This window comes from Olegusella sp. (assembly GCF_057238325.1).
Genome location: NZ_DBHHGF010000008.1, coordinates 83,307 through 106,692 on the forward strand (window position 1 = coordinate 83,307; position 23,386 = coordinate 106,692).

Below are 23,386 nucleotides of genomic sequence, written 5' to 3' on the forward strand. Positions count from 1 at the left end.
GCCTACACTCCCCTCCCCAAGCGCTTGAGAGCATATGCAAGCGCTGCTTCCACCGAAGATGCAGCGGCATCATCGCAACCATCCAGCGCCAACTCGGTCTCCTGAGGCGTAAAGCCCATGGAAAGCAAAGCCTCACTTGCTTCGGTTTTGACATCGCGCAAGGCCGAAGGAATTGATACCTGATTGTTTGTAGTTGCAGATTCAAGTCCAACCAAGCTACGAAGCTCTGCATCTTTGGCAAAAACATCCTGTAACTCTACCAGTAGTCTCTGAGCCTTCTTTTTGCCCACACCAGGCACTGTAGCTGCACGATTGGCATCCTGAGTTGCAACAACCGTTGCAAGGGTCGCAGGAGTAAAGGTTGAAAGCACCGAAAGAGCGAGTTTGGGACCCACACCCGAAATCGCCACTAAGCGGTCAAAGAGCGAACGCTCCTGGCGATTGGCAAAACCATAGAGTTCCATCGCATCCTCACGCACCACCATGCGTGTCAACAACGTAACGCCAGCTTCGCCTACTGCAGGGAGTGCTGCGGCAGTATTAGCCGAAATGCCCAGCTCATAACCGACACCTGCCACATCAAGAATTGCGTGTGTTGGCAAAACCTCTATGAGGGTACCCGTGAGCTGAACAATCATGAGCTAGCCTTCCTCGGTGTACGTACGCCGTCTCGAGTGGAAATACGACTTGTCCTGCTGCTGGGCAGCTGCCCCATCTGAGCGCGAGAAGCAGTTGCAGCCGCTGTAACCTCACGCGCCTCTGCTGCCGCCTGCTTGCGACTGGCAATCTCTGCTTCACGAAGAGCGTCAGCTGCCGCCATGCGACGCGTTGCACGCTGGGTACGTACCAACAGGACATGACAAACTGCTGCAGCAAGTGCATCTGCCGCATGGTCGGGATGCGGATCATGGTCAAGTGCCAAAATATTGCGCACCATAAAAATAACCTGATACTTGTCGGCACTTCCTGTGCCTACTACAGCTTGCTTTATCTGCATGGGAGTGTACTCACCCACCTCAAGGCCTGCTCGAGAACAGGCAACAATTGCTGCTCCTCGAGCCTGAGCTGTCGCAATAGCAGAACGCTCATTTTCGCCGAAGAAAATCTTTTCGATAGCAAGCTGACTGGGATGGTACTGGCTAATCACATCACTAATCTCATTAAATATGCTACCCAGACGATGATCAATGGACTCTGTAGGATGCGTAGTCACGCAACCATAGGCTCTGGCACGACAAGTATTGCCACGAACCTCAATCACACCCCAACCAGTATGGGCAAGACCTGGGTCAATGCCAAGCACAATCATGTTTTGCACCGCCCTTTTGCTCGCCTGCCCACACAAATAAGAACACTCGTTCTATCATATCCCAAATCAGGGCATACGCAAGACCGAGTCACTCACCGAGATAGCAAGCACACTTCATCCCTCAGGTGCATCTGAACATGCGCGAAGCTAAACCATACTTACAAACAGCACACCTAATAGGACGGTTTGTGGACGTTTAGTTTTCGGAAAATGGGCTAAAACCATTTCCTGCAAAGCCACCAAAACCCATATGACCCTCAGCATCGGCGACGATATGTCCATCGACGTTATCGGGATTTACCAAGCCAAAGCCTTTCATATAGTCCATAAGATTGGCAATATTTTGCCGACTGCTTTCAGGCTTTTTTGAAATATCGACCGATCCAAAGCTGATATCAACGTTTTGCTCTGCTTGTTTTTGAGGGTCAAACACCGAAATTTGTGCACCATCAAGCAGATCTGAGAGCGCATCTACAAAGGGATTGTTTGCATCGACATCCTGTAGACCTGCCTCAAACGCAGCTGCCAACTCCTGTGCCAAAAGAGAGAGATCTTTGCTACCCGGCAACAGTTCTTTACGGTCTGCTCTATCGTGCCAAGACAAGCCAAAAGGCCTATGAGCATCGGCAAGACTGCGTGTACTCGCACGCAATACCACACCTGCATTGCTTCTTGCCAAAGCATGCGCATGAAAAGCAGTCACCGCCGCTTCTATAAGTGCAGACATCCCTTGTGAGCGCTGAATATCAGATGGTGTACGTTCCCACTCGATATACATGCTTAAGATCAAATCAAGCTGCCGCAATTGATCCTCGGGATCAGTTGCCACATCATCGAATGTATCGCTATCAAGCAGTTCGGGTAGGTCACAAGGAGCGAGCGATAAATCAGGGAAGACAGGTGAGCTTGCATTGCGCGTGCGTGCCATCTCTAGCACATCTGTGCGATAAAGATCACCCAAAGGAAGTAAATCTGCCGCAGCACTCAGACCATCTGCCTCAAGGGCAAGCCACGTTTTGTCACGGGAAGATAGTAGTAGAGCATGGAGCCGACGTGCAAGCTGGCGAGCTTCTGTCACAATCACATCGCGCTCGGTAGCAATGGCAGCAAGACGCTCGTCAATTCCTGCAGAATCCTGCAGCGAAACCGCACTTGCTTGGACAAGACGAGGATTACGTTCATGCAGATTGATATGCAAATTTGCAGCGAGTTGACGCATTGCAAGTACTCTTTGTGCTGCCGAACGCGGACGGGCAAGAGATCCTCCCCTGCCACCACTACGCAAGGCAGGCGTACCTTCCAGCGGTGTTGCAAGCAGAGCATGCACATGCATGGGACCCAACGCATCGCTAGCAAGAGTAGCCAAAACAGCAGAACTCAGTGTGCCATCAAGGGTGAGCACAACATCTTGCATGCCTTGTGCTGCAGTAAAATCTTTCAAAGCAAGAGAAAACGCCTGCCAACGAAAAGAACTACGATCATAGGGAACAGGCTTGGGAACATCTTGCTCAGGGTCTCTAGGCTGTAGGCCAATCTCAGCTACTAACAGCGCTTCTTCACATGAAGGAGCTATCGCTACCGCTTGCCCATCGGGAGCTAATACAAAGCTGCCACCTGTACAAACAGCATCATCAAAGCTACCAAGCGATCCCAGTGCTATAAGCCAAGATTCCATGTCCCGCGCATCTTGGGTATAACGATTATCAGGTAATCCCGCTGCCAACACCGAATCGCTGTCATTTGCCGCATAGGTCTGAGAGGAAAAATAGATGACAGCGTTGACGCCGTAATCCAAACTCACCAGCTCGTCGAGCTTGTCGTCAGTCATTGCCAGTGCAAATTTGATACCCGCCATATCAAAGGTAGGAATACTACTTTCGCTGCTCAAAAGCTCTACACCATCGGTCATAGCTGCCATGACATTACCGCCCATAGAGCGTGTCAAATTTGTCAGGCGCAGGGGTATGACCTCGCCATTTGCAATTAAGAAGATCTCTTCTACAGGCTCATGAGCCGAAAGCGAAGCCAAGGGTAAGAGGCAGGGGCAGGCTAGCTTATCGACAAGACTTGACAACATATCTGACAAATCGATAAGCAGACCCTCCTGGTCTACATAGGGTACAGGACAAATACCCGCGAGCGTAGACAGGGGGAAAATGAGCAGCTCTGCGCCCTGTCGGGCGGCCTGCTCGCTATATGCGATAATGCGCTCGCCCGTGCGAGAGAAATCTCCCGCACGGGCGCTAAGCTGCGCGATACCAATCTTCACGCGTAACACCTATCTGAGCTTAGAGCTCAACTTCAGCTTTCCACAAACCATGAAGGTTGCAATAAGCATAAACTGTAGCACCCTTAGAGCAGCACTTGCCAAACTTAGCCTCAGGCTTGTCGCCAGGCTTGAGATAACGAACAAAGAGTTTATCCTCAGCGGCCAAGGCAATCCACTCGATGTAGTGCTCCTCAATGGAAGGATGCTCAACAACGCCAACCTTTACGAGGATGTGCTTGCCATCTTCGGCCTCGGTAATCACAGGAACGTGCTTCTCAACAGCAGCGTCAACAGAACCAGCTACGAGAATCTCCATGGGCTCGCCACAGCAAGAAGGATCGCAGCTACCCTTCTTGAGCAAAGCGACCATGGTGCCACATTTATTGCAACGATAAAAAGTAGGCTCGGCCATAACTTTTCCTCTCTCCTTACGGCGCCTCATCGCGTCGTATATCCATTGTGGCACATCCCCAATAAATAACACTGCCATTCGCAAATTAACGCAAGTCCAACGAGTCACACATCCATCAGCGTGTATCACTCTGGCACGCGTCGCGAGGGGGTGTGCAGATTTTGCTTCGACATCACGTGTGCCGCACGGCGCGCTTAGGCAAAAGCAATGCTTCCTTCGGGATCAACGAGATCCTTAAGTTCTGCCATCAGCATCATGCTGCGTGCATCCACCGTAGTAGGCAGCTCCATGCGCAATGTGTGGCCCGAACTTTCTTGAACAAGCAGTTCCACGCGATCAAGGCCCACATAGCGAGACAAAATGTCATGCAATCTTTGCATACGGTCGTAGCTCAGGACGCTCGGCGTCATGCGCAGCTCAATAACCTTGGGGCGGTTTGATGACGCGCTTAGCTCTAGCCCTTCGATAGAGCTGCAGATAATTTGATCGCCACGATCTGAGCGCTCAAGCTTACCCGAGATTTTGACAAAGACATCGTTCGCAGAGCCACCTATCTCAGCATCAGCTTCACCCGCAAGAATGGCAGCCGATTTCTTGTAAAGCTTGGGGAAGACAACCAACGTAATTTCGCCTTCCATATCTTCCAAGGTCACAATCGCCATGGGATCACCGTTTTTGGTGGTCTTCTTTTGCACAGAGGTCACCATACCAGCAAGGCGAATTTGCTTGTCCTCTGCAACTTTGTGGCGCTCAATCATGCCACCTGTCATGGGATCAGGTACTTCTTCGGTCTCGTTGAGTTCGCCGATGGTGTAGTCGCGCGCTTTGGAAAGTGCATACTCATACGGGCGCAGAGGGTGATCCGAGACGTAAAGTCCCAGCACCTCATGCTCGTTGTGAAGCTTGTCGCTACGCTCCCACTCCACCCCATCGGGCTTAGGCACTTCATCGGTGAAACCAGAGCCTTCTACATCGCCAAACATATCAAAAAGACTGCTCTGGCCAGCAGCTCTATCCTTTTGGCGACGAGCAGCAGCATCAAGGATATTTTCAGGGTTGTTTTTGTCAACCATAATCATCAGCTGGCGACGCGGATAACCCGTAGAATCAAAGGCACCACTCTTGATAAGTGCTTCAACAACACGACGGTTTGCCGATGAACCATCAACACGATCAACAAAATCGTTGAGATGCTTGAAAGGTCCGCCCTTCTCACGCTCGGCCATGATGAGCTCGGCTACGCCTTCACCAACACCACGGATGCCTGCAAAGCCAAAGCGAACACCTGCAGGAGTTGCCGTAAAGTCACGACCCGACTCATTAATATCGGGTGGCAAAATCTGAATACCCTCGTGACGACAGGCAGTAACGTAGTGAACAATCTTGTCCGTCTTGCCCATGTAGCTGGTGAGCACCGATGCCATAAACTCACGCGGGAAATACGCCTTGAGCCAGGCTGTTTGCATAACGAGAATGGCATAACCTGCAGAATGGGATTTATTGAAGGCATAGGAAGCAAACTCAAGAACGTCATCCCAAATACGCTGAGCGGTCGCACGTTCGTAGCCGTTTTCGACAGCACCATTCATCCAATGGTCGTAGGTCGTCTCATCTTTACCGTTGTCCCAATGGAATTCGGTACTTGTGAGCAGCTTAATTTTCTTTTTTGCCACAGGTTTGCGGATGCGAGAGTCGGACTCACCAGCGGAGAAGCCCGACATCTTGACCGAAATCTGCATGACCTGCTCTTGATACACGATTGTGCCGTAGGTTTCGTCCAAAATCTCCGAAAGACGATCGTCGTAAAAGACGATAGGTTCGCGACCATTCATACGGTTGATATAGCTGGTAACCATACCAGCACCTAGAGGACCAGGACGATATAGAGCAATCAATGCAACGATTTGCTTGTATTCTTTGGGCTGCATATTTTTGATGGTGGCTGTCATACCCGCAGACTCTACTTGGAATACTCCTGCCGTAGCACCCGAGCCCAGTAGCTCATAAATCTTGGGGTCGGTAAAAGGAATCTTGTCCACATCGATATCCACACAGGTAGCACCAGGCTTGATGCAGGAACGCACAAGTTTGGGCATACGCTCGATATCAGAGGCATGGGGATAACTCGCACGAATATTGGCGAGAGTTTTTGAAATAACGGTCAATGTGCGCAGGCCCAAGAAGTCCATCTTGAGCAGACCCATGTCGGCAACCGAGTGACCCTCGTACTGGGTAATCTCAACGCCACCCTTGGTATCGAGTTTGGTAGGCACATGATCGTTAACGGGCGTCGGTGCAATCAAAACGGCGCAAGCATGCACGCCTTCACCTCGGGTGAGGCCTTCAATAGAGAGAGCTGCATCAATAATGCGATGCGCATCGGCATCCTTCTCGTAAGCCTCGGCAAAGTCGGGTGAAAATTGATCGGGTTTCTTTTCATTTTTTTCAAGCGCATTTTGCAAGGCAAGCTTGGGGTCGTTGGAAAGCATCTTGGACAGCCGCTGACCTTGCCACACAGGAAATCCCAGCACACGAGCGGCATCGTTGATTGCTTGCTTGGCTTTGATAGTTGAGTAGGTAATAACGTGGCAAACACGCTCAGGTCCATAAAGTTCACGAACATGCTGGATGACTTCCAGACGCCGCTCATCGTCGAAGTCCATATCGATATCGGGCATTTCGGAGCGCTGAGGTGACAAAAATCTCTCGAACATCAGGCCGTTTTCTAGCGGGTCAAAAGCGGTGATGTTCATTGCATAAGCAACAATAGCGCCAGCTGCACTACCTCGACCAGGACCTACGCCAATACCATTGTTTTTGGCCCACATGACATATTCCTGCACAATAAGAAAGTAGTCAGCAAAGCCCTTATCGCAAATGATTTTGTACTCGTACTCAAAACGCTCTTGGATATTAATGCCATTGATCTCACGGGTACGCCAGTCGGGCCCATAGTGTTGCTCAAGACCTTTTTCACATTCAGCGTGGAAACGTTCCTCAGAGGTCTCCCCCTCTGCCAAACCAGGGAACTTAGGCAAGTACATACTTGACCAGTCAAGTTCAAACTGACACTTTTCTGCAATCTCAAGCGTATTGTCACAGGCTTCAGGAATCCACGAGAAGAGAGCGCGCATCTCTTCTTCGCTCTTCATGTAAAACTCGCTACCCTCCATATGCAGACGACCAGGATCATCAATATGACTAGCGGTCCCAATGCAGCTAATAATGTCCTGAGTTGGCGCGTCCTCGCGGGTAAGGTAGTGGAAGTCGTTGGTAGCAACTGCCTTGATACCCAGCTTTTGCGCCAGTGCGACGAGACGCTCGTCAAGCGTGCGGTCGGTCCATCCACCGCGGAAATTAAGGCCATGGTCTTGAATCTCAATATAGAAGTCATCACCAAATATGCGTTGATATTCGCGAGCCCAATGCTCTGCCTCATCAATATTTCCATCGATAATATTTTGAGGAATGATGCCTTGTACACAGGCAGACTGACAGATGATGCCCTCGTGATATTTTTCGAGCATACCCAAGGTGGTACGAGGCTTGTAATACATCATCTCATTGGCAGCTTGGGACATCATCTTCATCAGATTGACGTAGCCCGTCTCATTTTTTGCCAGCAAAATAAGGTGATATCGCTTTTGATTGGGCTTGTGCTCAATTTGATCATCCGTAATGAAGTAGGCCTCGCAACCAAAGATGGGCTTGACCACAAGCGTAGGACGGTTTGCTTCAACCGCGCTAAGATCGCCACCCGTAGACTCCCAGATAGCAACATCGCTTTCCCATTGCGCATGCACACGATCATGAGGTGCAGCATCTGGTGCATCGGGTTCGGGTTCGACGAGCTCCCAAGATTTTTTGAAACACTCAACATCGTGTTTCCATTGCTTCATATCCGCAGCAGCGTCGTTGTATTTGCGACATTCAAGGTCAAGGTTGGGCACACCAAACATATAACCGTGATCGGTCAGAGACACGGCAGGCATCCCTAGGTCAACTGCACGTTTGACCATATCGGGTATGCGCGTAGCTCCATCGAGTACCGAAAAGTCAGAGTGGCTATGCAAGTGTACAAAGGCCATACGTGTACTCTCCCTTGTGCGCGGGATGGGCGGGACTTACCAAAAAGACTCCCTGTGCCTACGCATACCACGAGGCACATATCCTATCCGCATTTCCTATTGTCTTTGTTTTCCGCTATCAATTCTAACGCAGCAAATGGACATCACTGAGAGCTAACAATCACTTCTCTATACATGAAAATCGTAGCGTACAACATATGGCTGACCCATCTTGTTGTCTCCCAAAAGCTCGCCCGCATCAAGTTCGACACAGACAAAAGCACAGGTAACCGCAGTAAAACCTTGATTTAGAAGCACACGAGCATAGAGGCGTGCTTGGGTTTTGTGATACTCATAAATCTCAGCAGGCGTAAGGTTTTTATCGCCTGTTTTATAGTCAACAAGCAGTGCTTCTGTAGAACCAGGGTTGGTACAAAGCAAGTCAATTGCACCTTCAATGTAGTCACCAAAACGCTCGGTACCCTTGGGCGCTGGCGCAAAGAAGGGCAACTCCGCTTGGAGATTTTTGTACTGCAACGCCTCAACACGAATATCTGAGTGAATCCAGCGCTGTAATGCTGTCTGCAGACGCAATTCAGCGCGGCTCGACAGATGCCAATAGATAGACATATGCTCTATTTGCTCATCTGAAGGAACGTGTCCTGTTTCGATCATAGTCTGAGCAAGCTCATGGAAAGCAGAACCTAGATTGGTCGCACGATCGGCATCGGCATATTCTCCAGCCTCATCTTCCTCACTGAGCTGTGGCGCTTGGGGCTTTTTTGGAGCTTTATCTTTGTGCTGTAGAACTTCATCATCTAGCGCAGCCTTCATTGACGAAAAGCTAAAAACTCCTTGACGGGGACGCCATGTACTCAGCTGCACTGCGGTTTCGGTCTCGCGTTGATAGAGCACAAAATCACTGTCTGACGTGATACTGTCTTGCATGTCTGCGTCAATGCCGTCCGTTCCAAGCACCAGTAAATCCTCCGGGACGGGACCTGTAAGCTCTGTGTCAAAACCCGCTAGATTACCTGCAGATGACAGTTCAAGCACAACAGGATCGCCCTTGGGAACCTTTTGCTGGCAGACCTCCACTACGCGAAGCAGTGCATCAGCACTCCCCCCAAAGTCAAGGCTCTGCTCACCTATAGCAGGCATGTCAGCACCAACAAGCGCCTGCATACTTCCAGCTGCAAGCGTCGAACTTATACCTGCTTTGCTAGAAGCACAACTTATTCCTAGGACAACTGCTTCCTGTGCACGAGTCAATGCAACGTAGAGCAAACGCGCTTTTTCTTCTTTGCTCTGCTTGTCTTCAAGCTGCTTGAGTGCTAAATAGGTCTCTGCAATCGTCGCACTTTCTGAGCCTTTCCAACTGCTGCCCTCATCCATTCGCACCTTTGCGACTAAACTTGAGCAATCTTTGGGACAAATCACGCAGGCTTGTACATTTTGAGAAACAGTATTTGCTGACATACCAGCAACGCTCAAACTACCTGCAAGAATGCCCGTATCGCCACGAGGGTTTGACCAGCATTCGGCTACTGCCACAATAGGAAACTCAAGACCCTTGGATGCATGAATGGTCATTACTTGAATGGCACCTGCCTCTCCCCCTGCAAAAGACGCAGGAGGAATCTTTGCAAGACTTAGCCAGCGATTAAATTCCGCTGCAGCCCGAGCAGGTCCCAGTCCCAACTCCTCGGTAAGATCGCGAATATATCGTACGGCAGCTAAAACATTAGCAGCGCGCGCCATACCTTCAGCGCCTTGGTGAGAAAGACGAGCAAGCCAGCCAGAATCACGCACCACCTGTAGACAGACATCAGCAACTGGCTTGTGCGCTAAATCCGCAAGCGCTTGGCTAAGCACCGCATGAGCTGCCTTGAGACGTTCGGAAGCTTTTACGTCTCCGAAAAACTTCATATCCTCAAGGCCACGGTCAATCTGCCGCTTTGTAGGAGCATCTAGTTTTTCTTGAGAGCGTGTGCCCAGCATGCAGAAATCATCTGCATCAAGGACAAATACTTCACTGGAAAGCAGTGGAAATAGGCCCGACTGAGTATCCCCAGGATTTGCCAAGGTGTAGAGCAGTGCGCACATAACCTGAACCTCGGAAGTCGAGCTAAAGGTAGATCCGCCAGTCACCACACACTCAAGTCCACGAGCTCGCAGGGCGTCGATATAGTTTGCCGCATGAGAGGTTGTTCCCAAAAGCAGAGCCATATCTCCTGCATTTGTACCTGCCGCTGCATACTGTGCTAGTCGATCTGCAATCTGAGCAGCAAGAGTTGCTGCCTGAAATTTTGTTGTTCGTCCTGATTGACCAGGGCCTGTAACTGCTTCGATGGCTACACGCGGAAGAGATTGCGCCGTATACGCATCGTCTCGCCCATCCCAAGCATCGAGGTGCATATAGCCACCCAGGACACCACCTGCAAGCGTGCCATCTATCGTAGGCACACCTCCGCAAATACGCTCTACAAGAGCAAGAATATCTGCATGGCTGCGATAGTTTGTCTGCAGTCGCACATGCGCATCTGTCGAGAGTGCGGCCCCATGTTTGCGAAATACCTCAACATCTGCCCCGCGAAAACGATAAATCGACTGTTGAGCATCACCTACCGTACACAGGTGTTCAGCATCTTTACCAGCAAGCATGCCGATAAGCTCCAATTGAGCTTCATCGGTATCCTGGAACTCATCCACCATGACTAGACGAAAACGCTGTGCATAGTCAGCCGCCACTTCGGGGCGCTTGCGTACTGCTTGCAAAGCCATATGAATAAGATCGTCATTATCCAGCAGAGACTGCTCGTATTTGAGCTTTGCATAGCGCTCATCCACCTGACGCGCTAACTGCAAAATTGCACTGCCAAATCTGCCAACCTGAACAAAGGCAAACTCTGCCCGAGCAAGTGCCAAAGCAGAAACAACATCCGGCTGAATATCAGCAATTGTTTTGCTTGACCGTGGCACCGAAACACTCGCTAACGCAGCTTCGATTTCGCCAAGTGTTGAACGCTTGGGGCCATCTAGTACAAGTCCCCGCAGGGCCCCAAGCGATGTCTGAACTGTTTCTGCCGCCTTTGGTGTGAGCTTACGAGACCCCAACTCTTCAAAAGCTATGAGCAGATGTGCCACTGAGCGGTATATTGTTTCGGCACCATCTCCACCCACAAGCACTAGATCATCAAAACCATGGGGGCAACGACGAGCGGCGGCAATCATACTGGTCACAAGATCGAGAACCCCACTTGCACGGCCTCCGTCAAACATGCGCCCATAGCCATAAAAAGAGAAAAGCTCAGAAAACGCGCCTTGGCGATATGCACCTCCCACAACCTCTTCGAGTGCGATGCCTTTGAGTTCGTCAGCCTGGTTTTCCGTGCATTGGCTAAAGTTTGGATCAATTCCCAAATCCAGCGCATGCTGATGCAAAATACGCGAACACATGCCATGAATGGTCGAAATCCAGGCACCATCAACTGCAAGCGCTGCCTCACGCATATGTGGATCAGTAGCTCCAGCAGCTCGTAGAGTTTTGCGCACGCGCTCACGAATTTCTCGTGCAGCGGCCTCGGTAAAAGTAATTACAAGTACCTGATCGAGACTATCTAAATATGGTTTGCCACACACACCAGAGCCAGGACTGAGTGCCCAAGCAATGCGCTGGGTCAGCGTAAACGTCTTGCCTGAGCCAGCTCCTGCCTCAACAAAAAGCGGACGGTCAAGCGTTTGAGCAATGGCGCGTTGGCCCTCATTGAGCCCTGCAAGAAACTCCAATTCAGCCATTATGAGCGCCTCTTTTCACAATTCAGCACGGGACACCATTGACACGAAATTTCATCAAGTGGGTTTGCATCAATTACTCCTGCACGAAGCTCTGCAATACGTGGTGCAATGGCCTCCTCACAGGCATCAAGCAGCCCGTCAAGACCCGCATCTCCATCCCAGTTGGTGCCTGCCACTTTTGCCTGCTCGCTACGACCAAAGTCGTCGGCAGGATCCACGCACACAGCATCTGCACGGGCTTTTGAGAGGTCTTGCCCATAGATGCGTTCTGCTTGATTGGCGTCCACAGCGCCTGCCAAAGCATGGTCATCGCGGGTACAGAGATATACTGCCCCAACCACACGCAGCTCAGGATGAGCACGACGTACTACCTGCGCATATATCAGCGATTGCACGCGCCTAAGCTCTTTGAGCGCATGCCCAAGCTCGTGGGGTTTTTTACCAAAAGCATCATATTCTTTGGTAAAACCGTTTACCCCTTTGTGTTTATAGTCAATAACCACTGCCAGTCCATGCGCGTCCACATCCACACGATCAATGGTACCTACCAAGCGTGCCCCGGCATACTCGATAACCTCATCGCCGCGTCCAAAGCTCCACTCAAATTGCTTGGGCTCATAACCCAAAAACAAGCTTGATTCATAGTCAAGTAACGAATGAAGGTCCTCACTCAGGCGATCAAGTTGGGCGCGTTCACGCGGTCCATGTGGAATCAATGCCTGCTGCTCAACCGTATTACCGCCACGCAGTAGGTATTGATGGCGATAATGTTCAACACAAACTTCGTCAAGCAATTCATGGGCACGCTGTAGACCCGCTGTCGTATGGACGCTGGCTCCTTCCTCAGAGAGCCGCCCGTGTGTCAGCTCAAGTACTCGATGGGCAAAAGTTCCCATTTCCGCAGGTCCAAAACCTGCATCCGCATCAGATAGACGTAACCTTCGAAGGCTAAACCACTTATAAGGACACTCGAGGTAGGTTTCAATCTGCGATGCCGATAATAGCGGCAGCTCGTTAGGACTCAGCGTTCGTCCCTCATTTGGAACAATTACAAAGGGTGTGAGCTCGGGCGAAATCTTACCCGCAGGAGCTGGCGTATCAATTGCTATCTGATGGGGATTTTCGCCCGACCAAGCGGAGTTTTGCTCTATCTCAGTCTCGGAACGCTCTTCTACGAGCTTATTACCAAAGGCTTTCTTTGCAGACTTGAGGAATTTCTCCGGCTTATCGGACCCTTCAACCCCATAACAGGCAAGCAGTTCTACCAACATAACGGCAGAATATGCATCCTTGCCATCTGCTGTTTTTAAGCATCGTTCAAGCACCAGCTGCTTGCGTGGCAGTTCTAACAATGCAGCAAATTGTGCACGCACTTGGGCAATGGGATCCGGTGCTTCCTCTATATGCAAGCGTTCTGCCAGTGAAGCTGCAAGGGAAGAATCTCGCGAAATGCTTGTTTCGGCAGAAGTAAGTCCGCAAAGTACCAAGGCATCGGTAGAAGATGATGCAAGACGAGCAGCCGAGGTCGGAGATAAAATGCGTACGAGAGAGGAAGGGCTTTTGTCTTGCGCACCGATGTCCTGCTCTGTTACGCCCTCCTCATCCCAACGTAAAATGACTTGATTTGACAAAAGTAGTTGTTGAAGCAGACTCCCATACTCGTCCAAAGAAATTGCGGCTGACTTGGCTTGCGCCGTTACAATACCCAGCTCTTCTAGGCACGTTGCAGCTGACATCAATGCAGATACAACGGCTTTTTGCTCGACCATGCTTTTTTTGAAAGCGCGGTTGGAGGTTGTTGTGGCTTTGATAGTGGTCTCGATACCTTCCAACAGGCGCGCTGCAGCGACTTTGGTACGACCTCCCAGCAATTCACGAGTTGCAAGCGCTATTGCACGCGAGCTTTTCTTTTCTGACTGAAGGTCTGCCAAGACCTGGGCTGGCGTCAGCAATCGATTGCTCCGCCAGCTGCGATCAAGACGACGAGCGGATTCTGCAGGCACTTGCGAAAGCCCTGACATCAAAAAATCAGATAGTCCGCGCGGTGGCCACCAATCCATATTCCCCAACGCAACTTGAGTGCCCTCTGCTGTTTTTTCAGACGCAGGCCAGTTTTGTGCCAGAGCGTTTAACTGCAAAATGCTTGCAAAGTATGCAAGGAAAGCCCGACCTGCTTGCATATCTGCAAATGCGATTTTTTGCTCGGTACGCAGGGTAAATCCACGCGCCAGCAGCTTTTGTGAAAGCTCTCGACTTGCACGGCTGACATCCGAAGTGCATACAACAATATCCTTGCAGCTCGCCTGCGCGAGCTTTTTGATACAACGAACCAGTGCTTCTGGCTCAGCCAGCGGTCCTGCAGGAAGCAACAATTCCACCGCACCCGTCGGCTGCAACTGCTTTGCTTCTGCAACAAATATAGAACGCGAAAGGACATCGAGCTCAATGGCGCGGATCTCCTCAACAGGTCGTCCTTTTCCAAGAGGATGAATACTATCTGGTGTATCTGCAACAATGAGACTGAGGGGTGTTTTGCTTGTCTGTGCTTCTTGTTGCAGTTGCTCTATCAACTGGCGTAATACATCACAAGCAGGACTTTTGCTTTGGTAAATTATGCAATTCACAGATGTCAGTGTTGCCACATCGCAGAGCAGCTTTCGCAGGGCACGAGTCATGCTCGTCATTCCCGTTACGACAAACACAGGCATGGTCACCTTGTGCTGCGCAAGCAAGGTGGGCAACACAGCCATAGCCTCACTCTCTTCAATGAGGTTGGCTCTATGAATAAGCTCGCGGTACTCCCCCACCAGCGCAACAAAGTCATGTTCTGCTTGGGTAAGCTGAGATATTGTCTGGCCTTGTTGTAGCCACGCAATATTTGCTGCTGCAAAGTCGGCAAGTAAATTCACCGTGCCTGCCAAGGGTTCACCGTCACTATGATGCTGGAGCACGCGACGCGCAAAAAGCTTGCGCTTCATGGGGTCAATAATATGACGTCCATCACCCCAAACTTCCCAGCGCTCTGCTACCCATGCTGACGCTGTTGTACAGTCAGCACCCAAGCAAATACCCCGTTTGGAGAGGTTTTTTTGTGCCTGAAGCGCCTGATTAAAGCTAGGACACAGCAGCACCACCCTACCCGTATGCGCAAGTCCCTGACGCAAGACATCAAGAGCCGCACTACCAACCAACTGCCGCTCTTCCGTCGAAACGATGCACAACGCCATGCTGCCTCCAAAACCAGTACTACACATATCACCGCGGCTTAATTGGCCAAACTAGGTGCGAAAAATCTACTCATATAAATTTGCTCATGTTTATGGTAGCGCGCCTGCAGGACAGCAAAACTACTGCTTTGCTTCATCAAGTCGTTCAAGCACCAAACGGTATCCCCCTGTCTTGCCATTAAGACATTTTGATACGCGGCTAACAGTGGTAGAACTTGCTCCAGTTGTCTGCGAAACTTCAATGTATGACGAACCTGCACGCAGCATACGTGCCACATCGAGTCTACGTGCAAATTCTTCTATCTCGCGTGGGCTCAAAAGATCCGAAAGAAATGCCTGTGTTTCTTCAGGCGAACTCAGCTGACAAAACGCAGAATAAAGCTGGTGTTGCCACAGCTGGATATTTTGCTCGCTACGTTCGGCCATCAGTATCGCCTCCGAAGGGTCGTAGTTGGCTTTAGTATCCTAAAGTACCTCATTGTTGGTATGTTTGGTGCGCAAAATGGGGAATACTATCCTCATAACAGTTTGGGGCAACGGTAGCAACAGCCCCGACGGGCTATGCCTGCAGGCATATCGCGAGTTTGAAAGGTAGCATCATGAGTTTCATTGGAACTTGGTTTGTGACAACCATCGCAACAATGGCTGCAATTTATTTGGTACCAGGTATCAATCCGGTAGGCGGCAACTGGGGCGCGGCTATTATGACAGCGCTCGCACTGGCGCTGGTCAATGCTCTGGTTAAGCCCGTGATGCAGTTTTTATCTTTGCCTATTACGGTGTTGACGCTGGGACTTTTTAGCTTAGTCATCAATGCGTTGATGCTAGAGTTGGCGGCTTATCTCGCTCGTGAGGTCTTTGGTACAGGAATTGCTATTTCCGGCTTTGGATCAGCTTTTATAGGCGCCATTATTATTTCAATTGTGTCATCTATCTTGGGTGCCGTCGTCGCAGGATAAAGTACTATCCCCCTACAGTTTTCTGCGCTTGCTTTGGCAGCGATAAATACTGCTTACAAGATAGATGTTGTCCTATAACTCTTTTGTCCTCCATACCTTAAATCTAAGATATGGAGGACAACGTATATAACCGCTATTGTTGCAACCGATTGGTGTGTTAACCACTGCGCCACCGCGCATCTATGATAAAAATTGATAGCCTGCTATAGCCAAAAGAAGCACTGCAAGTAGGATCCACATCACAAGGGCCCAACGGCGTCCCGTATGACTCTCAACATATATTTCGGCGACCGCAAAGACCACATTTATACTAGCGCCAACGGCACAAAGTATTGTATAAGGCAGCTTTAGAGCCCAGCAAAGTGTCTCAAAGACAAGACTGGCCGCTATCCATACCCAGACAAGGCGTTTACCTATCAGAAGCCAATCTTTTGTATCTAACGTCTTGTTCATACTTGCTCCTACGACATGTATACAAAGAGGCATAAGAAAATATACGCACTGCTCTTTTTATTTTTGTACTGCTCTCTATGTGAACATAGGTATACTCCTACTCAAAGTTTTTGTTTCAAAATTATTACGTAAGTGGCTTATTTTGAACGATAAGAGGGTTTACTCCGTTACGTCTAGTCCTACAGTGGCTTTGTCCGACAGTAGTCCTGTCCTACGGCAGCCTTGCTATACAGCGATCTGCTCTGCTTAGTTAAATCTTTTAGCCCTGTGGACGCATTTTTGTTCGGAATGCGAATAAATTTGGCTCCACTGGGCTAAAAATTTTAACTTTTTAGAGATTAGCTATTTCTCGAAAAAATAATCGAGAGAAATTCTGTCAAACGGAAGACTGTGCCAGAGAGTATTTTTTCAACAAAAAGAACGTTAAAAAGAGGCACTAAAAAGCGGCATATAGGAAACCGTTAAACATGGGATTTCCCATATGCCACATAAAGAAAAGCAACCGTTACATACAGAACTCTAAGACGCCTTTGTTACTATTACGCCATTATCTTGCGGAAGAGTTCAACTACCTGCTCATGCGTTGCCTCACGAGGATTGCCAGGATAGCAAGCATCCTTCAGGGCATCGTCTGCCAGCTGATCGAGATCCTCCTCAACCAGACCTTGGCAGGTAGGAGCGATGTGTACATCTGCAGAAAGCTGTTTAACTGCAGCAATAGCAGCGTCGGCTGCCACCTCATCACTCATGCCTGTCGTATCAACACCCATAGCAACGGCAACCTCGGCTAAGCGCTTGGTCACAACACTCTTGTTAAACTCCATAGCAATCGGCAGCAGCATTGCGCAAGCAACACCATGCGGCGTGTCGTAGTGAGCAGAGAGGGTATGTGCCATAGCATGGTCGATGCCAAGGCCAACGTTGGAAAAGCCCATGCCAGCAATATACTGAGCCAGAGCCATGCCCTCACGGCCACTTGCAGGCTTACCACTCTTTGCCTCAGCTACGGCATCGCGAAGATTGGCGGAAATCAGCTGGATTGCTTTGTAGTGGAACATGTCAGAGAGCTCCCAAGCAGCGCGGGTAGTATAACCCTCAATAGCATGGGTCAGCGCATCCATACCTGTAGCAGCAGTCAAGCCAACAGGCATAGAAGCCATCATCTCAGGGTCAACAACAGCAACCTCGGGAATATCATTGGTGTCAACGCAGACAAACTTGCGCACCTTATCGGGGTCAGTAATGACATAGTTAATGGTGACCTCAGCTGCGGTACCGGCAGTAGTGGGCACCGCAATAGTAAAGACTGCATGTTTGTTGGTAGGAGATACGCCTTCCAGCGAAACAACATCGGCAAACCCAGGATTCTCAATGATGATACCAATGGCCTTGGCCGTATCCATCGAAGAGCCTCCGCCAATGGTCACAATACTGTCGGCTTCTGCCGCCTTAAACGCCGCAACACCATCCTGCACATTTTTGATGGTGGGGTTAGGCTTGATATCGGAGTACAGGCTCCAAGCAATACCTGCCTCATCGAGCAAGTCTGTCACCTTGGTGGTTACGCCAAACTTCACCAAGTCGGCATCAGAACAGACAAAGACCTTCTTGTAACCACGACGAGCCAGCTCACCAGGAATTTCCTTGATGGCGCCTGCACCATGATACGAGATGGTATTGAGAACAAAACGATTGACTGCCATACATTCCTCCCACAACAAAAGTTTTTACGTATCCCCCACGCCGCAGCTGCGACGACGAGTCAAACTATGCAACCGATGCGGGCTTTCTGAGTCCTTCAGATAGAAAAATGAAACTAAGCAGAAATCTAAGCAGAATATCGGCGCAGTAATACCTATATCTACCAGCGCAAATATCTACTCTTCGTCTTCTTTCTCATCATAGTCATCATACATCGCCGCCTCTTCGTATTCGCGTTCGCGCACAAAATGCATGCCCAACAGCATGGCAAGAGCCGATGACAATACTGGCCATATAAAGGCAGCAAGATACATAATGTCAAAATTTTTAACGATGCTTGGGCCCCAACACGCCGCCATCGCAACTGCTACCACTGCAGTACAAAATCCCACTAAACGATGTCCGTAATCAGCGGTATACCACACCAATGTCTGTGCTGCGATTCCCGCACCCAAGCCAAAAGGCACACTATACAACGTACTAAAAGGAATCAAGAAAAAGATGTACCACCACGCATGCGGCATTCCGCCTTTTGGCAGCACATAGCCAAGAATAACCAACCCAATCAAGACGGCATATACCGCCCAAACCGGTTTCAGTCGCCACAGTCGCGCGCCGAGACCCTCGTATGCGTCTCCTGCCATGTGCCTTCTCCTGCTCCTTGACCAAATCCTCTCTATCCTAACTCAGATTTGCGTAAGAAATGTTCTCACTCTGCACTTGAGGCGCCCACAGGCGTTTCGAACGTTCCGAGCGCGCGAACAAGAAGGTCCTTAAAAAGCTTAGGGTTGCCAGAGCCATGACTTTCTTTCATACACTGACCCACAAGATAGCCAAGAACCTTTGTATTGCCCATCTGATATTGACGTTGTTGATCGCTGCTACGGGCAAGTACTGCCGCAACGATTTTTTGAAGTGCAGCAGTATCAGAAATCTGTCGAAGACCTGCTTGATCAAGCAACTCTTCCAATTGACCATCCTGCTGAACAAGCAAATCCAACAGGGCTGAAATATGATTGCTTGCAAGTTGGTGGCTATCCAACAGGTGGCAAAGTTCAACCAGCTGCTCGGGAGTAAGCGACCCATCATCAAGACTGTGCCCTGTTGCCTTAAACCAGCCTGCCACATCGTTAAGCAGGACTTTTGCAAGCTGCTGCACCGTCTGAGGCGACTGCCCTTGTGCGGCTTGCTCAAAGAAATGTGTCCAAATGGGGTCTGCCGCCAACATGTTTGCTTCTCTGTGGCGAAGTCCCCAGCTAGCACAATAACGCGCGATTTTGGTATCAGGCAACTCGGGGATCCGTAGGCGGCAATGCTCGATAAACTCATCGCTCAAATCAAGTGGCGCGAGGTCTGGATCAGGGAAAAAGCAATAGTCGTCATTAGTTTCCTTCACGCGCATCGTTACAGTGCAGTGCTGACTAGGCTCCCAATGACGCGTCTCCTGCACCACAGGTAATCCCTGCTCAAGCTGTTCTGCTTGCCGACAAATCTCGTAGGCAAGAGCATCGTGTAGAGCCTTGAATGAGTTGAGATTTTTCATCTCACATTTGACACCCAACTCAGAACTACCACGACGACGCAGGGACACGTTGCCATCACAACGCATGGAGCCCGACTCTAGCGAGCAGTCAGAGATTCCTAGCGTTAGAAAAATCTGACGAAGCTTTTCCATAAAAAGACGAGCTTCGGCAGGAGTGCGAAGATCAGGTTCTGTTACAAGTTCAATCAGTGGTGTGCCACAGCGGTTGTAGTCAATCAAGCTTTCGCTTGCCGAGCTAATGCGGCCTTCTTCCCCACCCACATGGATCATCTTTGCTGCATCTTCTTCCATGTGTATGCGTTGGATGTGGACGGGTAACACATAGGCGCGCGCATCTAGGCTCCGCTCAGCTGCTGCATCTGTTGGTATCTCCAAATCTAGGTGACCATGCATGCAAATGGCCACAGAACCCTGAGTAATCTGGTAATTCTTGGCCATATCGGGATAAAAGTAATGCTTGCGATAAAACTGTGAGCGACGTTGAATGTCACAGTTACATGCAAGTCCCGCCATCACAATCGCCTCGATTGCCTGCTGATTGGGGACTGGTAAAGCTCCAGGTAAACCTAGACAAACAGGACAAACATGCGTATTGGGCGCATCACTATGCGAGAGCTTGCAATCACAAAACATCTTGGTCTCAAGTGTCGTGAGCTCGGTATGGATCTCAAGTCCAATAACCGCCTCCCAATCCTGCAATACCTCAGTAAGCGTTTTCATCACAGCTCACCACCTTGACCTTGGACATCGGATGGCATACGCAAACTGCGCGAGCGTTTCGAGCGTTTTCATCACAGCTCACCGCCTTTGCCTGCAAATTGTGGAGCGACGGTCCCCGCCCAATTGGTACTGCGCTCGATTGCTTGGGCAAGGTTCATCAGGCGCTGGTCTGCAAAAACAGGCCCCTGAAACTGAACAGACACAGGCATATCCGAATCCGCCCCCAACCCCATCGGAACAGAAATACTACCGTTGCCCACGATATTGCTCGAAACTGTAAAGAGGTCAGCTGCATACATTTCGATAGGCTTTTCCAACTCACCCAAACGGAAAGCCGTGCGCGGCACCGTCGGCAAAAGCAAAGCATCACAACGCTCAAATGCCCGCTCGTAATCCTGACTAATAAGCGTACGTAGCTGCTGTGCAGGATAGTAATACTGATCGTAAACGCCACTTGTAAGGAGATAAGCGCCAAGAAGCTGGCGACGCCTTGCTTCTTTACCAAAACCATGAGCCCGCGAAAGCGCCGTCTGACGGGCAAACAGCTTTTGATCTGCTTCTTGATAGCCATAGCGCACACCGTCAAAGCGTGCGAGATTAGAAAAAGCTTCGCAAGGACCGATAACGTAATAAGCAGCAATTGCAGCAGAGATATGCGGAAGGTCTACAGGCACGATGTGGGCACCTTGATCTTCCAGCTGTTTTTGTGCAAGCAGAACCGCCTGTCGGCACTCGGCGCTCAAGCCCTCGAGCTCCATCAACTCTGGCACAATACCTATACACAGCCCTTCAAGAGGCTGGTCAAGTGCCGCACAAAAACTTGATTTGACAGTGCAGCTAGTTGCATCAAATGGGTCACGACCTGCATGCACTAGGGCATCCATCGTGAGCGCCACATCAGCAACTGTACGCGCAAGGGGTCCCACCTGTTCGAGCGAACTGCCAAAGGCAACCACGCCGTAACGACTAACGCTGCCATAAGAAGGCTTGAAGCCAACTACCCCACAAAAACTCGCAGGCTGGCGAATCGATCCGCCCGTATCCGAACCCAACGCTAGCGGCACCTCTCCAGCTGCAACTGCTGCTGCACTGCCACCTGAACTACCACCCGGCACCCGCTGTAAGTCCCAAGGGTTGTAGCTGGGATGATACGCCGAAGACTCGCTTGACGAACCAAAGGCAAACTCATCCATATTTGTCTTGCCGACAGGCGTTGCACCCTCTGCTAAAAGTTGTGCTACACAGCTTGCGGTATAAACCGACTGATAGTCCTTGAGCATAAGAGATGCACAAGTAGTATGTGTTCCCAGCAGTTGCAAATTGTCCTTGAGCGCAAGCGGTACGCCGGCAAGCAAACCGGGGTCTTCACCTGCAGCAATGCGCCTATCTGTCTCATGCGCAGCCTCCAGAGCAAGCTCAGCACTTAGTTCAAGAAATGCTTGAACCTTGCCATCGTGTGCCTCTATTGCAGCTAGGCTCGCCTTTGCTACTTCTGTCGCTGAAAGCTCCTTTGCGCGCACCGCGTGCGCAATCTCAGTCGCACTAAGCTGGTCGATATTGAGAGGAAGAGGGGTTGTGCAACTCATGCACTCTCCTCTGGTTTGAGGGGTTTATGCAGCTCATACGCCCTCCCCCAACTTAAGGGGCTTGCGCTACTCATACGTCTTCCTCCGAACCCAAAATTGAAGGGACGCGGAATGCCCCATCGCGCGTAGCACCCGCGTTTACCACCGCTGCTTCACGGCTGAGTCCTCGATCTGCTGGATCTGCTTGCCCGTCTTGGCGTAATACGTTGGGCGCCCTATTTGACGGATAAAAGCTTGGCTCTACTCCGTCCAAATCCATCTGACGCAGAGGCTCAAGCAGCTCCAGCGTTTCATTGAGATAATCCGTCATTTCCTCAAGCTCATCCGTGCTGAGGGCAATATGCGCATATGTTGCGAGGCTAGCAACCTCTTCTTGGCTGAGTGGCATAAGTCTCCTGTGGCTTTTACGATGGTACTGGTTTATTGCGTCTCTAATCCTACTGTTTTGCAGCTAATCTTAGTCACAGAAAAGTTCCGAAAACGCAGGCACTGCTTGTCAAAATTTTGACAAGCAAATCTTTAAGAAGCCGATATTTAGCACAACTTACATTTGGAAAACTTACGCTCGACATGGTCTATGCTTGGCACGGTCCGCACTTAACGCAACTCACACTTGACGCGACTTATGTCTAGCGCAGTCCACACTTATTGCAACTCGCATTTAACGCAATTCGCTCCACATATGATGCATGCAGTAGCTCGTTTGGATACTACGCATGCGTGAAGTCAGTGGGCAGGGCAACAGTTTAGAAAGGGTGATTGCAACTCTGAGTAGGCACCAACGCGCACTAGCTCGCATTGCCCATTCCCCTATCTCGAGACTCCGCTGCCAAGATTTCAAACGGGAAAGTCCCAGCGCGGTTAAAAGCCGATATAAACATCCGAATAGCATTAGAGGGTGTAGTGCCGATACTCTCCGTGACCTCGAAAAAGCGATCCTTCTCGTCAGGCATAACCTTGGCGACGATAGGTGTCATCTTCTCTTTCACGAGGGCCTCTTTGCTACGTTTATGGTATGACTTGGTATGTTTTTGTTTTACCCAAGACAAAGAATAGCAGATAGATGAATTAGCGCAAGTAAAAATTTTTTGCTTTAGCAAACTTTGCCGCCGAGAGGCATGTCTGCAGGCGTGGCTGGTATGCGGGCGCGTGCGCCTTTTATAAGCAGCGTAATAACGAGCAGCGCAACATGCATATTCAAGCTGGCGGTCTTGCTACGAGTAAAGGGCGCTTCTTGAACCCGATGCATGGCATTTATGGCAGGCGGTTCAAAAGCGTACCAAACGGCTCCATGATTCCGAAGTTTAACTAGACCCTGTTTTGTTGAAGTCCCAGCTTAGGG

Annotated in this window: 16 protein-coding genes; 1 reads left to right on the forward strand and 15 read right to left on the reverse strand. The window is 50.2% G+C overall.

Annotated elements, in window-relative coordinates; genetic code table 11:
• Positions 1-2: 2 nt before the first annotated feature.
• The 8 genes from ruvA to ACO5JD_RS06940 all read right to left on the reverse strand — a co-directional run bounded on the left by ruvA (position 3) and on the right by ACO5JD_RS06940 (position 15,508).
• Complete coding sequence (gene ruvA, locus ACO5JD_RS06905) at positions 3-638, reverse strand: Holliday junction branch migration protein RuvA (protein ID WP_021625533.1); 636 nt, start codon at positions 636-638, stop codon at positions 3-5.
• Positions 635-1,309, reverse strand: a complete 675-nt coding sequence (gene ruvC, locus ACO5JD_RS06910) for a crossover junction endodeoxyribonuclease RuvC (RefSeq protein ID WP_021625534.1) — start codon at positions 1,307-1,309, stop codon at positions 635-637. Before ruvC ends, ruvA begins: the two co-directional genes overlap by 4 nt.
• Positions 1,310-1,505: 196 nt before the next feature.
• Positions 1,506-3,578 (reverse strand): nitrilase-related carbon-nitrogen hydrolase, encoded by a 2,073-nt coding sequence (locus ACO5JD_RS06915; protein WP_484988676.1) that lies wholly within the window; start codon positions 3,576-3,578, stop codon positions 1,506-1,508.
• A gap of 19 nt (positions 3,579-3,597) precedes the next feature.
• The gene (locus ACO5JD_RS06920; RefSeq protein ID WP_035438202.1) at positions 3,598-3,990 is read right to left on the reverse strand and encodes a desulfoferrodoxin family protein; all 393 of its coding nucleotides are present in this window, start codon (positions 3,988-3,990) and stop codon (positions 3,598-3,600) included.
• A 194-nt stretch (positions 3,991-4,184) separates the two neighbouring features.
• Entirely contained in the window at positions 4,185-8,078 is a 3,894-nt protein-coding gene (dnaE, locus tag ACO5JD_RS06925) for a DNA polymerase III subunit alpha (RefSeq protein ID WP_484988678.1), read from the reverse strand.
• Positions 8,079-8,246: 168 nt separating this feature from the next.
• Positions 8,247-11,855, reverse strand: a complete 3,609-nt coding sequence (locus ACO5JD_RS06930; RefSeq protein WP_484988680.1) for a UvrD-helicase domain-containing protein — start codon at positions 11,853-11,855, stop codon at positions 8,247-8,249.
• A complete protein-coding gene (locus ACO5JD_RS06935; protein WP_484988682.1) occupies positions 11,855-15,082 on the reverse strand; it encodes a PD-(D/E)XK nuclease family protein in 3,228 nt (1,075 codons plus the stop codon). The genes ACO5JD_RS06930 and ACO5JD_RS06935 overlap by 1 nt, the downstream gene beginning before the upstream one ends.
• 120 nt (positions 15,083-15,202) lie before the next feature.
• A complete protein-coding gene (locus ACO5JD_RS06940; protein ID WP_484988684.1) occupies positions 15,203-15,508 on the reverse strand; it encodes a YerC/YecD family TrpR-related protein in 306 nt (101 codons plus the stop codon).
• Between the two features lie 173 nt (positions 15,509-15,681).
• Between ACO5JD_RS06940 and ACO5JD_RS06945 the strand changes: the two genes are divergently transcribed.
• Positions 15,682-16,041, forward strand: a complete 360-nt coding sequence (locus ACO5JD_RS06945; RefSeq protein WP_484988686.1) for a phage holin family protein — start codon at positions 15,682-15,684, stop codon at positions 16,039-16,041.
• Between the two features lie 180 nt (positions 16,042-16,221).
• On the opposite strand, the gene ACO5JD_RS06950 is transcribed toward ACO5JD_RS06945, so the two are convergent.
• The 7 genes from ACO5JD_RS06950 to ACO5JD_RS06980 form a co-directional block, all read right to left on the reverse strand.
• Positions 16,222-16,494 (reverse strand): hypothetical protein, encoded by a 273-nt coding sequence (locus tag ACO5JD_RS06950; RefSeq protein ID WP_484988688.1) that lies wholly within the window; start codon positions 16,492-16,494, stop codon positions 16,222-16,224.
• Between the two features lie 539 nt (positions 16,495-17,033).
• Positions 17,034-18,197, reverse strand: coding sequence for a lactaldehyde reductase (gene fucO / locus ACO5JD_RS06955; protein WP_484988690.1), 1,164 nt, complete (start codon positions 18,195-18,197; stop codon positions 17,034-17,036).
• Positions 18,198-18,371: 174 nt separating this feature from the next.
• The gene (locus tag ACO5JD_RS06960; RefSeq protein WP_484988692.1) at positions 18,372-18,839 is read right to left on the reverse strand and encodes a hypothetical protein; all 468 of its coding nucleotides are present in this window, start codon (positions 18,837-18,839) and stop codon (positions 18,372-18,374) included.
• 65 nt (positions 18,840-18,904) lie between these two features.
• The gene (gatB, locus tag ACO5JD_RS06965) at positions 18,905-20,458 is read right to left on the reverse strand and encodes an Asp-tRNA(Asn)/Glu-tRNA(Gln) amidotransferase subunit GatB (RefSeq protein ID WP_484988694.1); all 1,554 of its coding nucleotides are present in this window, start codon (positions 20,456-20,458) and stop codon (positions 18,905-18,907) included.
• Between the two features lie 71 nt (positions 20,459-20,529).
• On the reverse strand, positions 20,530-22,044 hold the full coding sequence (gatA, locus tag ACO5JD_RS06970; protein WP_484988696.1) for an Asp-tRNA(Asn)/Glu-tRNA(Gln) amidotransferase subunit GatA: 1,515 nt from the start codon (positions 22,042-22,044) through the stop codon (positions 20,530-20,532).
• 70 nt (positions 22,045-22,114) lie between these two features.
• A complete protein-coding gene (gene gatC / locus ACO5JD_RS06975) occupies positions 22,115-22,432 on the reverse strand; it encodes an Asp-tRNA(Asn)/Glu-tRNA(Gln) amidotransferase subunit GatC (protein ID WP_484988698.1) in 318 nt (105 codons plus the stop codon).
• 400 nt (positions 22,433-22,832) lie between these two features.
• A complete protein-coding gene (locus ACO5JD_RS06980) occupies positions 22,833-23,033 on the reverse strand; it encodes a type II toxin-antitoxin system RelB/DinJ family antitoxin (protein WP_035438205.1) in 201 nt (66 codons plus the stop codon).
• Positions 23,034-23,386: the final 353 nt, after the last annotated feature.

Bases quoted from the DNA above. Each gene is read 5' to 3' on its own strand.
- ruvA (WP_021625533.1), bottom strand. From the start codon at position 638: ATGATTGTTCAGCTCACGGGTACCCTCATAGAGGTTTTGCCAACACAC.
- ruvC (WP_021625534.1), bottom strand. From the start codon at position 1,309: ATGATTGTGCTTGGCATTGACCCAGGTCTTGCCCATACTGGTTGGGGT.
- ACO5JD_RS06920 (WP_035438202.1), bottom strand. From the start codon at position 3,990: ATGGCCGAGCCTACTTTTTATCGTTGCAATAAATGTGGCACCATGGTC.
- dnaE (WP_484988678.1), bottom strand. From the start codon at position 8,078: ATGGCCTTTGTACACTTGCATAGCCACTCTGACTTTTCGGTACTCGAT.
- ACO5JD_RS06930 (WP_484988680.1), bottom strand. From the start codon at position 11,855: ATGGCTGAATTGGAGTTTCTTGCAGGGCTCAATGAGGGCCAACGCGCC.
- ACO5JD_RS06935 (WP_484988682.1), bottom strand. From the start codon at position 15,082: ATGGCGTTGTGCATCGTTTCGACGGAAGAGCGGCAGTTGGTTGGTAGT.
- ACO5JD_RS06940 (WP_484988684.1), bottom strand. From the start codon at position 15,508: ATGGCCGAACGTAGCGAGCAAAATATCCAGCTGTGGCAACACCAGCTT.
- ACO5JD_RS06945 (WP_484988686.1), top strand. From the start codon at position 15,682: ATGAGTTTCATTGGAACTTGGTTTGTGACAACCATCGCAACAATGGCT.
- ACO5JD_RS06950 (WP_484988688.1), bottom strand. From the start codon at position 16,494: ATGAACAAGACGTTAGATACAAAAGATTGGCTTCTGATAGGTAAACGC.
- fucO (WP_484988690.1), bottom strand. From the start codon at position 18,197: ATGGCAGTCAATCGTTTTGTTCTCAATACCATCTCGTATCATGGTGCA.
- ACO5JD_RS06960 (WP_484988692.1), bottom strand. From the start codon at position 18,839: ATGGCAGGAGACGCATACGAGGGTCTCGGCGCGCGACTGTGGCGACTG.
- gatB (WP_484988694.1), bottom strand. From the start codon at position 20,458: ATGAAAACGCTTACTGAGGTATTGCAGGATTGGGAGGCGGTTATTGGA.
- gatA (WP_484988696.1), bottom strand. From the start codon at position 22,044: ATGAGTTGCACAACCCCTCTTCCTCTCAATATCGACCAGCTTAGTGCG.
- gatC (WP_484988698.1), bottom strand. From the start codon at position 22,432: ATGCCACTCAGCCAAGAAGAGGTTGCTAGCCTCGCAACATATGCGCAT.